11 protein-coding genes and 1 pseudogene are annotated in these 10134 nt (G+C 67.5%); 8 read left to right on the top strand and 4 right to left on the bottom strand.

Features of this window, described 5'->3' with window-relative positions:
- Nucleotides 1-406 (top strand): annotated as a pseudogene (locus KDJ86_RS01245) (arylsulfatase); the annotation flags it as partial.
- A gap of 58 nt (nt 407-464) precedes the next feature.
- On the opposite strand, the gene KDJ86_RS01250 reads toward KDJ86_RS01245, so the two are convergent.
- The 3 genes from KDJ86_RS01250 to KDJ86_RS01260 are packed head-to-tail and all read right to left on the bottom strand — an operon-like array spanning nt 465 to nt 2399.
- Nucleotides 465-1298, bottom strand: a complete 834-nt coding sequence (locus KDJ86_RS01250; protein ID WP_291741841.1) for a S49 family peptidase — start codon at nt 1296-1298, stop codon at nt 465-467.
- A 40-nt stretch (nt 1299-1338) separates the two neighbouring features.
- Nucleotides 1339-2166, bottom strand: coding sequence for a tRNA1(Val) (adenine(37)-N6)-methyltransferase (locus KDJ86_RS01255; protein ID WP_291741844.1), 828 nt, complete (start codon nt 2164-2166; stop codon nt 1339-1341).
- A complete protein-coding gene (locus KDJ86_RS01260) occupies nt 2163-2399 on the bottom strand; it encodes a putative signal transducing protein (protein WP_291741847.1) in 237 nt (78 codons plus the stop codon). Before KDJ86_RS01260 ends, KDJ86_RS01255 begins: the two co-directional genes overlap by 4 nt.
- A gap of 167 nt (nt 2400-2566) precedes the next feature.
- On the opposite strand from KDJ86_RS01260, the gene KDJ86_RS01265 reads away from it, so the two are divergent.
- The 4 genes from KDJ86_RS01265 to moaB all read left to right on the top strand — a co-directional run bounded on the left by KDJ86_RS01265 (nt 2567) and on the right by moaB (nt 6889).
- On the top strand, nt 2567-3586 hold the full coding sequence (locus KDJ86_RS01265; RefSeq protein ID WP_291741851.1) for a polyprenyl synthetase family protein: 1020 nt from the start codon (nt 2567-2569) through the stop codon (nt 3584-3586).
- Between the two features lie 93 nt (nt 3587-3679).
- Nucleotides 3680-5389 carry a tetratricopeptide repeat protein gene (locus KDJ86_RS01270; protein ID WP_291741853.1) on the top strand — a complete coding sequence of 570 codons (1710 nt, stop codon included), beginning with the start codon at nt 3680-3682 and terminating at the stop codon, nt 5387-5389.
- Nucleotides 5370-6302, top strand: coding sequence for a 4-(cytidine 5'-diphospho)-2-C-methyl-D-erythritol kinase (locus tag KDJ86_RS01275; protein ID WP_291741867.1), 933 nt, complete (start codon nt 5370-5372; stop codon nt 6300-6302). The genes KDJ86_RS01270 and KDJ86_RS01275 overlap by 20 nt, the downstream gene beginning before the upstream one ends.
- 32 nt (nt 6303-6334) lie before the next feature.
- Nucleotides 6335-6889 (top strand): molybdenum cofactor biosynthesis protein B, encoded by a 555-nt coding sequence (gene moaB, locus KDJ86_RS01280; RefSeq protein WP_291741856.1) that lies wholly within the window; start codon nt 6335-6337, stop codon nt 6887-6889.
- Between the two features lie 10 nt (nt 6890-6899).
- Here the strand turns inward: moaB and KDJ86_RS01285 are convergent, their stop codons facing one another.
- Entirely contained in the window at nt 6900-7583 is a 684-nt protein-coding gene (locus KDJ86_RS01285) for a glycosyltransferase (RefSeq protein WP_291741859.1), read from the bottom strand.
- A gap of 110 nt (nt 7584-7693) precedes the next feature.
- On the opposite strand from KDJ86_RS01285, the gene KDJ86_RS01290 reads away from it, so the two are divergent.
- The 3 genes from KDJ86_RS01290 to rnhB form a co-directional block, all read left to right on the top strand.
- On the top strand, nt 7694-8854 hold the full coding sequence (locus KDJ86_RS01290) for a PA0069 family radical SAM protein (protein ID WP_367116731.1): 1161 nt from the start codon (nt 7694-7696) through the stop codon (nt 8852-8854).
- A 124-nt stretch (nt 8855-8978) separates the two neighbouring features.
- Nucleotides 8979-9542, top strand: a complete 564-nt coding sequence (locus tag KDJ86_RS01295) for a DUF2269 family protein (protein ID WP_291741862.1) — start codon at nt 8979-8981, stop codon at nt 9540-9542.
- A gap of 91 nt (nt 9543-9633) precedes the next feature.
- Nucleotides 9634-10134, top strand: a 501-nt coding sequence (gene rnhB / locus KDJ86_RS01300; RefSeq protein WP_291741865.1) for a ribonuclease HII, incomplete at its 3' end; no start/stop codon positions are given.

Here is a 10134-nt window from a genome sequence, read left to right on the forward strand (position 1 = left end):
CACGCTGGTCTTCGACTTCAAGTATGACGGCCTCGGCACCGGCACGCTCGCCTACAACAACTTCAGCGGTCTCGGCCAGGGCGGAACCGGCACGCTCACGGTCGACGGCAAGGTGGTGGCGACCCAGAAGATGGAACGCACCATGCCGATGATCCTGCAATGGGACGAGAGCTTCGACATCGGCTCCGATACGCTGACCGGGGTCAACGATGCCGACTACATGCCGCCCTTCGCGCTGACGGCCAAGCTCGACAAGCTGACGCTTAAGGTGGACCGCCCGCAGCTTGGCGCGGACGACATCAAGAAACTCAAGGACGCACAAGCCGCGGCAATGGACGGAGCAGCGGGCGCGGCAACGGCAGTCGACGGCCAGCCGATACGCGTTGTCCAGCCCGGGCCGCAATAATCCGGAGTGACTGCTCAACTCGCTCTACGGACGCACTATGCGCCCTCTGCCGGTGATGTCAGAGCCCGTAGCGCTCCCAGAGCAGGCGCTCCTCGATCGCGCCGGCGATGCCGGCGAGCTCGGCGGCTAGCACGCCGGAGGGGCCGGCCAGACCGAGACGGCGGCGGAGCAGCCCCTGTGACTGGGCGATCGGCTTCATCGTCACCTTCTCGCCGTAGCGCTCCTTCAGCGCGGTCGGCAGGTCCGCGACCCGGTCGGCAAGGCCGAGCTCGACCGCCCGCCGGCCGCCCCAGAAGGCGCCGGTGAAGAGGTCGGGCTCGTCGGTCAGCGCCTTCCGCCGCTCGCGCACCAGCTCGATGAAGGCAGCGTGGACATCCTCCTGCAGCGCCTTCAGCCGCTCGATATCCTCCTCCTTCTCCGGGACGAAGGGATCGAGGATCGACTTGTTGCGGCCGGCGGTGTGGATGCGCCGCTCGACGCCGATCTTCGCGATCATCTTCTGGAGGCCGAAGCCGGCGAAGATGACGCCGATCGAGCCGACGATGGAAGAAGCGTCGACCAGGATCTCGTCGCCGGCGGCGGCGATCATGTAGCCGCCGGAGGCGGCGACATCCTCGACCGCGACGATGACGTGCTTGTTCTTCTCCTCCGCGAGGCCGCGGATGCGCTTGTGGATGAGGTGCGACTGGACCGCGGCGCCGCCCGGCGAGTTGACCGAGATCGCCACCGCCGGGGCCGCCTTGTAGGCGAAGGCCCTGGTGAGGAGCGGCTCGACGCTGGCGAGCGACAGGCTCGGGCGCAGGCCCGGCCCGGTGCCGATCGCCCCGGAAAGCCGGACGACCGGGATGACCGGTCCACCGCGCGATATCAGTCCCTTCAGCGAAAATGCCATGCCTCGCCCTTTGTGCTCCCGATACGTCGTCGCCCCTCGATCAAGATGGGTTGCCGCGCCCGCCATGCCAAGCGCGAACGACGCTCGACAGCGCCCTCCCCTCCCGCAGCATCGCCTCGACGCTCGTCGTGAAGCCGTTGCCGCCGTCGCCGTGCAGGACCAGGCCGGGAAGGATGCGGAGCGGCCCGGCGGTGCCCTTCCGGCCGCGAACCAGGATCCTGTGCGCGGGTTCGGCCGCGCGCGGGTGGATCGGCAGGATGTCGAGGCTGCCGAAGCGGCGGCCGATCGAGTCCATGAGATAGGCGAGGCCGTCGGCCCGGAAGACCACCGTCACGTCGCCGCGGAATTTCAGCACCGAGGCGGCGGCGCGGAACCAGGAATCGAGGCCGCCCGATTCCAGCACATGGGCCTCGCCCCTCGCCGCGGCCGGGGTGCGGGTGCCGCCTTGTGCGAGATGGAAGGGCGGGTTGAGGAGGACATGGTCGGCGAGGTCGCGCCCCATGCCGGCCGCGGCGCGTTCGGTTTCCGGCGCGGTGATATCCGCTGCGGCTATCCGCACCCGGTCGGCGAAGGCGGCGTTTGCCGGCCGCTCGAGAGCGGCGCGGGCGCAGGCGAGCGCTTCCGCGTTCCGCTCGACCAGCACCACCCTGGCGTGGCGGCAGCGGGCGGCGGCGCAGAATCCGGCGACCCCGACCCCGGCGCCGAGGTCGGCGACCGTGCCGCTGATGCGCGAGTCGAGAGACACCGCGAGAAGCACGGCTTCCAGGCCCGCCCGGTGGTGTCCCGTGGCGTGTTGCAGGGCCTCCACACGGCCGCCCAGGAATGTATCAACGGTGACCCCGGGGGCAGTCGGCGCGGTGCCATTCATCCCTTCTTCCCGGGATTCTCCAGTTCCTTGCCGATATCGGCATCGGTCAGAATGCGGCGGGCCTCCTCCAGCTTGCCCTCGGGAACCAGCACCCGCCTCGGCAGAACCCCAAGGGATCCCTCGACGACGCTCATGTTCTGGTCGAGGACCAGCGTCTCGATTCCGGCGTCGCGCAGCAACGCTTCAACAAAAGAGATGAGAACAATGTCGTTGGTCCTGATGAGCTCTTCCATTGACACCCGCTATATGTGATTGGACCCCGTGGTCTTTCGAGCTTAGGCGGCAGAACATGGTCCGACAATCCGTCGCACTATGCATTGCCCGGCCGGCGAATAGATTTGAGGCATCAGCCCGTTTTGCCTAGTGTGATCGCGCGGGCTGCGACGAGAGAGGGTCTTCAGTGGGCGTTATCATTCCCCTTTCCGACGGCAAGGGAGAATCCCGGGCGAGCATCGAACCATTGGTCCGGCTCACCGCCGAACCCATGTCCCGCGTCAATGAACTGATCCTCGACCGGGCCGGATCGGATGTCGGTATGATCCCCGAAGTGGCGCGCCACCTGATCGATTCCGGCGGCAAGCGGCTGAGGCCGATGCTGACCCTCGCGGCGGCGGGAATGTGCGGCTATTCCGGCGGCGGCCACGTCAAGCTGGCGGCCAGCGTCGAATTCATGCATACCGCGACGCTGCTCCATGACGATGTGGTCGACGAGAGCGACATGCGCCGGGGCAAGCTCGCGGCGCGCCTCGTCTGGGGCAATCAGGCAAGCGTGCTGGTCGGCGATTTCCTGCTCGGCCAGGCTTTCCGGATGATGGTCGAGGTCGGTTCGCTCGGTGCGCTGGAAATCCTGTCCAATGCCGCGGCGGTGATCGCCGAGGGCGAGGTGATGCAGCTTGCTGCCGCCAAGAACACGGCGACCACCGAGGACGAGTATCTCGCGGTGATCGGCGCCAAGACGGCCGCGCTTTTTTCCGCGGCGGCCGAGGTCGGCCCGGTGATTGCCGAGCGCGACCGCGGCGAAAGGGCCGCCTTCCGCTCCTATGGCACCAATCTCGGCCTCGCCTTCCAGCTGGTCGATGATGCGCTGGACTATGGCGGCAGCGCCGCCAAGCTCGGCAAGAAGGTCGGCGACGATTTCCGCGAGGGCAAGGTCACGCTGCCGGTCGTGCTGGCCTATCGGCGCGGCTCCGACGACGATCGGGCCTTCTGGAAGCGGGTCATCGTCGATGGCAGGATCGAGGATGGCGACCTCGAGGAAGCGGTCGCGATGATGGGACGGCACAACGCCATCGCGGACACGATCGAACGCGCCCGCCATTTCGGCGCCGTGGCCCGGGATGCGCTCGCCCCCTTCCCCGATTCGGAGTACCGCGCCGCGCTGCTCGAGGCGGTGGATTTCTGTATTAGCCGGGCCCATTAGGGCCAAATCCGGCCGGCTTGCGGTGCCGGCTCAAAACCGCCACTTTAGCGGCCGACAAGGTTGTCGTTCCCAGTTCACCATCAGCGGGCCGATATGAGCGTCAAGACAGGATTTCGCATCGCGGTCGCAGCCGCAAGCCTGACGGCCTTCGTCGGGCTGGCCAGGGCCGAGACGGACTACGAGACCGACTATACGATCGGGCCGATAACGCTGGCCGGCAGCTATCTCGCGGCCCGCAGCGCCGATGCCGCCCGGGATATCGAGGCCGCGGCGAATTTCTTCACCGCGGCGCTCGGAAACGACCCGGAAAACCCGATCCTCATGGAGCGGGTGCTGGTGCTGCGGATCGCCAATGGCGACATCGAGCCGGCCGCCGGCTACGCGGAACGGCTGGTCGACGTCGACCCGCGGAATCCGCTGGCCCGCCTGCTGCGCGGCGTTCGCGACATCAAGTCCGGCGACTATGCCGGCGCGGAAGCCGAAATGGCCGAAACCGCGCGCGCGCCGCTTGCCGTGTTGACGAGCGGCCTGCTGACGGCATGGGCAAAGCAGGGAGCCGGCGACGTCGACGGCGCGCTTGAAGTCGTGGACGGCCTTACCGGCCCGAGCTGGTACAGCATCTTCAAGAACTACCACACTGCTCTTATCGCCGATGTCGCGGGCCGCCATGATCTCGCGATCCAGGCTATCACCGACGCCTTCGAAACCGACGGATCGGCGCTTCGCGTGGTCGAGGCCTATGGCAGGATCCTCACCGAGGCCGGCAAGCGTGACCAGGCGATCGAGGCGCTTTCGCGGTTCATGCAGACCCAGCCGGGCAACCCGGTGATCGGGGAACTGCTTGCCGATCTCGAAGCCGGCAGGGACCCGGGTCCTCTCGTCGGAACGACGGTCGAGGGCGCCGCCGAAGTGCTTTACGGCCTTGGCGCAGCGATCGGCAGCGACGAGGGCACCGAGCTGCCGTCGGCCTATCTGCACCTGGCGCTCTATCTCAAGCCGGAATTCAACCTCGCCCTGACGGCGCTCGCCGACCTGTTCGTTGCCTCCGAGCGCTGCGAGGACGCAATCCGGTTCTACGGGCAGATCCCGGACGATTCCTACCTCCGGCGCAATGCCGATATCCAGACCGGATTCTGCCTCGACGGCCTCGCCCGGACCGATGAGGCGGTGGCGCTTCTCAACAAGGTGATCGACGCCAAGCCCGAGGGCCTGGACGCGATCATGGCGCTGGGCAACATCCTGCGCGGCCGGGAACGCTTCGCGGAGGCCGCGGAGGTCTATACCAAGGGCATCGCGACAATCGACGAGCCCGGGCCGGGCGATTGGCGCATCTTCTATTTCCGGGGTGTCGCCTACGAGCGCAGCAAGGAATGGGACAAGGCCGAGGCGGACCTCAAGGAGGCCCTCGACCTCAATCCCGGCCAGCCGCAGGTCCTCAACTATCTCGGCTATTCCTGGGTGGACATGGGAACCAACCTCGACGAGGGACTCGACATGATCCGCTCCGCCGTCGACCAGCGCCCCAACGACGGCTATATCGTCGACAGCCTCGGATGGGCCTATTACCGGCTCGGCCGCTACGAGGACGCCGTCGCCCAGCTCGAGCGGGCGGTCGAGTTGCGGCCCGAGGATCCGGTCATCAACGATCACCTCGGCGATGCCTATTGGAAAGTCGGACGCAAGCTTGAAGCGACCTTCCAGTGGAACCACGCCCGCGACCTCGATCCCGAGCCCGTCGATCTCGAGGTTATCGTCAAGAAGCTCGAAAAGGGCCTTGTCACCGATGGAGGAAGCGACGGTTGACGCCGCATCGCCGGCACTCTCCAGGGCCGCCCAGCAGACCGAATTCGCCAAGGCCAAGGTCAACCTAGCGCTCCACGTCCCCGGCCGCCGGGCCGACGGATATCATTTGCTCGACAGTCTCGTGGTCTTCGCCGAGATCGGCGACACCCTGACCGCCCTGCCGAACGAAGAGGGCGGCACCGGCCTGATCGTCGAGGGGCGGTTTGGTCGCGACCTCGAATCCGCGACGGCGGCCGGGGGCAACCTCATCCTCGCGGTCGCCAACGGCTTGCGCGAAGCCTTCCCGGCACCGCGAACCTCCGGTGTCATGCTGCATCTCGAGAAGCGATTGCCGGTCGCCTCCGGCCTGGGCGGAGGTTCGGCCGACGCGGCCGCGGCGCTCCGCCTCCTCGACCGGCTCTGGCACCTTGAGCTGTCGGCGGACGTGCTCGCCGGGATCGGGCTTTCCCTCGGGGCCGATGTGCCGGTCTGCCTGGCATCGCGGCCGTCACGCATGCGCGGCATCGGCGAGGAGCTCGATGCCGTGTCGGGAATCCCGCCGATGCCGATGGTTCTGGTCAACCCCGGCGTGACCGTAGCGACGGGGAACGTGTTTCGCAGGCTCGACGCCAGCGAAAGACCGGGACTGCCTCCCCTGCCCGAACCCGGCCATGGCTTGATGGAATTCGTCTTCTGGCTGAGACGCACGCGGAATGACCTGTTCGAGCCGGCGATGGCGGAAGCGCCTCCGGTGAAGACTGCCGCGCGGGCGCTGGCCGCCGACCCGGATTGCGCCTTGGCCCGGATGTCGGGTTCCGGCGCGACGGTCTTCGGCATCTTCATGTCGATGGACGCGGCCGAGCGCGCCGCGGCGAGGATTCGAAAGGCCCAGCCCGACTGGTGGGTCGTGGTCACCCGGACAGCGGGATCGTAACGCCGGGCCTGGCAGGAACCGGAGATGCAGCAATGACAGCTACCGCCGAATTCATACCGGTCCGCTTCGCCGTGCTGACCGTCTCCGACACCCGCTCGCTGGATGAGGACCGCTCGGGCCAGACGCTTGCGGAGCGGATCGGCAAGGCCGGCCACATACTCACGTCGCGGGACATCGTCCGCGACGAGATCGCCTCCATCCGGGCGGTCGTCGAAGCCTGGGCGGAGGACCCCGCCATCGACGCGATCATCACCACCGGCGGCACCGGGCTGACCGGCCGCGACGTGACGATCGAGGCGGTCGAGCCACTCCTCGACAAGCGGATGGACGGTTTCTCGACCGTCTTCCACATCATCAGCTACGGGACGATCGGAACCTCGACCATCCAGTCGCGGGCGACGGCCGGCATCCTCAGCGAGACCTACGTTTTCTGCCTTCCCGGATCGCCGGGCGCGTGCCGTGACGCCTGGGACGGAATCCTCGCCCAGCAGTTCGATTTCCGCCACCCGCCCTGCAACTTCGTCGAGATCATGCCGCGCCTCGACGAGCACCTGAAACGGGCCAAGCTCCGCCAGAGCGAAGCCTGACCGGTTCCGCCTATGCGGCGAGCCGGGCGATCAGGCTAGGTGGCAGCCGCAGGACGAACATCGCCAGGCAGGCGGCGTTCCGCGCGCCCCTCATGAAACCTTCCCCGCCGCGCTTCGGATGCCGCACGACGGCACGAGTCCGCAACAGGGTCAGCCGCCGGCGGCCGATCCGGCGGGCAAGGTCGACATCCGCCATCGCCGGCATGGCCCGATGCCCTCCGACCGAGCGATAAAGCGCGGCGGAGATCAGCAGGCCCTGCTCGTCATAGGGCGCAGCGAATCCACCCGACCGCATGACCGCGCACCATTCGGCGAAACGTGCCCTGAAGCCCCGGTCCGGCCTTGCATGACGAAAGGTGGCGGCGGCCGAAGCGGCCGCGCCGGAGAGCATTGCCTGGTCGATGAAGGCCAGCGCCTCGTTTTGCCAGTTCGGATCAAGCACCGCGCCCGGCGACAGGAAGAGCAGCCAGTCGGATTTTGCGCCGCGGGCGGCGCGTGCCAGTCCCTCATTGCCGGAGGCTTCGAGGATGTCGCAGCCGGCGGTCTCGGCGACCGTCAGGGTGCCGTCGCGGGAACCGAAATCGACGACGATCACCTCCTTGACGACGCCTTCCACCGCCGCCGGGACCAGCGGTGACAGCGCAAGGGCGAGGTCGACCTCGTCGTTACGGGTGGCAAAGATCGCTGTGATCATTCCCTCTCTTAGCCGGGGATTTCCCGGTTTTCGAGCCTCGCGATTTGTCGCAATCCCTTGGGCCAATCTTTGTTCTTGATTTGTTCGCGTCATTTGGTAGGAATCTATTCATGTCCTCGCCACGCCACCGATTCGCCGCCAGTCGCATTGCCCCCGCGCAGACGGTCGAGGACCTTGTCGGCGTCCAGATCGACCCCGAGCGGCGACGGGGTCGTGGCGCCGGCGTCAATCCCTCCGGTCGCTACGAGGCGGAAAGACGGCTGCGTTTCGACGACGGGTGGGGTTCGGCCGACGATCTTCCTCCGCTGCGCACCGAGGTGCAGGAGGAGAAGCCGCGCAGGATCATCACCACCAACAAGTCGCCTGACATCTCCTTCGACCGGTCGATCAATCCCTATCGCGGTTGCGAGCATGGCTGCGCCTACTGCTTCGCGCGCCCGACGCATGCCTATATGGGCCTTTCGCCGGGTGTCGATTTCGAGACGCGGCTATTCGCCAAGCCGAATGCGGCGGCATTGCTGGAGCGCGAGCTGGCGCGCCCCGGTTACCAGCCGAAGACGATTGCGATCGGCACGAATACCGACCCCTACCAGCCGATCGAGAGGCGGTACCGGATCATGCGGGAGATCCTAGAGGTTCTGGAGGCGGCCGGCCATCCCGTCGGCATCGTCACCAAATCGGCGCTGGTGCTGCGCGACATCGATATCCTTGCCCGGATGGCGAAGCGCAATCTCTGCAAGGTGGCGCTTTCGGTGACGACTCTCGACCGTCGGCTGGCGCGGGCGATGGAACCGCGGGCGGCGACGCCTGAGCGCCGCCTCGGCGCACTCCGCCTGCTCTCCGAGACGGGCATTCCGACCACCGTGATGGTCGCACCGATCATCCCGGCGCTGAACGAATCCGAGATCGAGCGCATCCTCGACGCCGCCGCGGCGGCCGGCGCGCGGGAGGCCGGCTATGTGCTGCTCCGCCTGCCGCTCGAGGTCCGCGACGTCTTCGTGGATTTTCTCGAGCGCGAATACCCGGATCGGGCGAAGCATGTGATTTCCGTCATCCGGTCGATGCGGGGCGGCAAGGATTACGACTCGACCTGGGGCATGCGGATGCGCGGCGACGGCCCTCATGCCTGGCAGATCGGACGGCGCTTCGAGATCGCGGCGAGGCGCCTCGGCCTCAATCGCGAACGCCGGCGGCTTCGGACGGATCTCTTCCGGCCACCCGCTCCCGAGGGAACCCAGCTCGACCTTTTCGCGGAGCGCGCAGCCGCCTGAGAGCATCCGCAGGAGGCTGTGACCGACCTCACAGACAGGGTTTGGAAAAAGAATAAGTTCCGCGGCCTCGGGGCCGGGCATTTTGCGGCCCCGCCCCCTCAACTCATTGATTTGGTGAACGAAAATGGTCCCCTACGACCTGTATCTCTACGTCCATATCGCCGCGGCCATCATCTGGGTCGGCTCGGGCTTCCTGCTTCACATACTCGCCTTCCGGGCCGAACGCGCCAACGACGCGGCGGGCCAGATGCGCGTGCTCCGCGACATGGGCGCACTCGGCAACGTGCTGTTCGTTCCGGCCTCGCTGGTCGCACTCGTCTTCGGCCTGCTGATGGTCATCGACGGCCCCTGGTCCTTCTCCGACCTGTGGATCATCCTCGGCCTTGCCGGCTACGCAGCGACCTTCTGCATCGGCATGTTCATCCTCAAGCCGCGCGGCGAGGCGATCGGCGCCATGATCCAGCGGGATGGCGGGGTCACCACGGAGGCTGTCGCCAAGGGGCGCCAGTTGGCGACGATCGGGCGGATCGAGGCGGTCATCCTGTTCCTGGTCGTGGCGGTGATGGTCCTCAAGCCGGCCATCGACGACGTCGGCATACTCGCCGCCCTCGCCGCGGTCCTCGTCGGCGGCACCGCGTTCTTCATCGCCCGTGCCCGGTCGGCCGGTCTCGCCCCGGCGGACGCCTGAGCCGGCGGGCGTTGAATCCGACGGCCGGGGTGCAACGTCACCGCGGCCGTTTCGCCGTTGATCGGGCGCGGCGGGAGGGTCACGATGGGGCATGCCAAGCCCCGCCGAATCGCCACCGCTGATCGACCTTCCGTCACCGCCGTCCGACCGTATCGAGAAGCGGGCAAGGCGGCGTGGAGCGAAGCTGATAGCCGGCGTTGACGAGGCCGGTCGCGGGCCGCTCGCTGGTCCCGTCGTCGTCGCCGCGGTGATCTTCGACGGGCGGGCGCCGAAAGGGCTCGACGATTCCAAGCGGCTCACCGCCGCCGACCGCGAGCGCCTCTATCCCATCATCCTGGAGCGCGCGGCGGTTTCCGTGGTCACCGCCAGTCGCGCGCGGATCGACCGGATGAACATCCTGCGCGCCTCGCTGTGGGGGATGACGCGGGCGGTGCTCGGCCTGCCCCGGTCGCCGGACTATGTTCTGGTCGACGGCAACATGCTGCCGCCCGGCCTCCCTTGCCCGGCCGAGGCGGTGATTGGTGGAGACGGGCTATCGGTCTCGATCGCAGCGGCGTCGATCGTCGCCAAGGTCACCCGCGACCGCCTGATG

The organism is Bauldia sp., from assembly GCF_020442045.1.
In the GTDB taxonomy this organism is placed as follows: domain Bacteria; phylum Pseudomonadota; class Alphaproteobacteria; order Rhizobiales; family Kaistiaceae; genus Bauldia.

Excerpts from the sequence above, each read along its gene's own strand:
- KDJ86_RS01250 (WP_291741841.1), bottom strand. The coding sequence starts at position 1,298 with ATGGCATTTTCGCTGAAGGGACTGATATCGCGCGGTGGACCGGTCATC.
- KDJ86_RS01295 (WP_291741862.1), top strand. The coding sequence starts at position 8,979 with ATGGTCCCCTACGACCTGTATCTCTACGTCCATATCGCCGCGGCCATC.
- KDJ86_RS01290 (WP_367116731.1), top strand. The coding sequence starts at position 7,694 with ATGTCCTCGCCACGCCACCGATTCGCCGCCAGTCGCATTGCCCCCGCG.
- KDJ86_RS01285 (WP_291741859.1), bottom strand. The coding sequence starts at position 7,583 with ATGATCACAGCGATCTTTGCCACCCGTAACGACGAGGTCGACCTCGCC.
- moaB (WP_291741856.1), top strand. The coding sequence starts at position 6,335 with ATGACAGCTACCGCCGAATTCATACCGGTCCGCTTCGCCGTGCTGACC.
- KDJ86_RS01275 (WP_291741867.1), top strand. The coding sequence starts at position 5,370 with ATGGAGGAAGCGACGGTTGACGCCGCATCGCCGGCACTCTCCAGGGCC.
- KDJ86_RS01255 (WP_291741844.1), bottom strand. The coding sequence starts at position 2,166 with ATGAATGGCACCGCGCCGACTGCCCCCGGGGTCACCGTTGATACATTC.
- KDJ86_RS01270 (WP_291741853.1), top strand. The coding sequence starts at position 3,680 with ATGAGCGTCAAGACAGGATTTCGCATCGCGGTCGCAGCCGCAAGCCTG.
- KDJ86_RS01260 (WP_291741847.1), bottom strand. The coding sequence starts at position 2,399 with ATGGAAGAGCTCATCAGGACCAACGACATTGTTCTCATCTCTTTTGTT.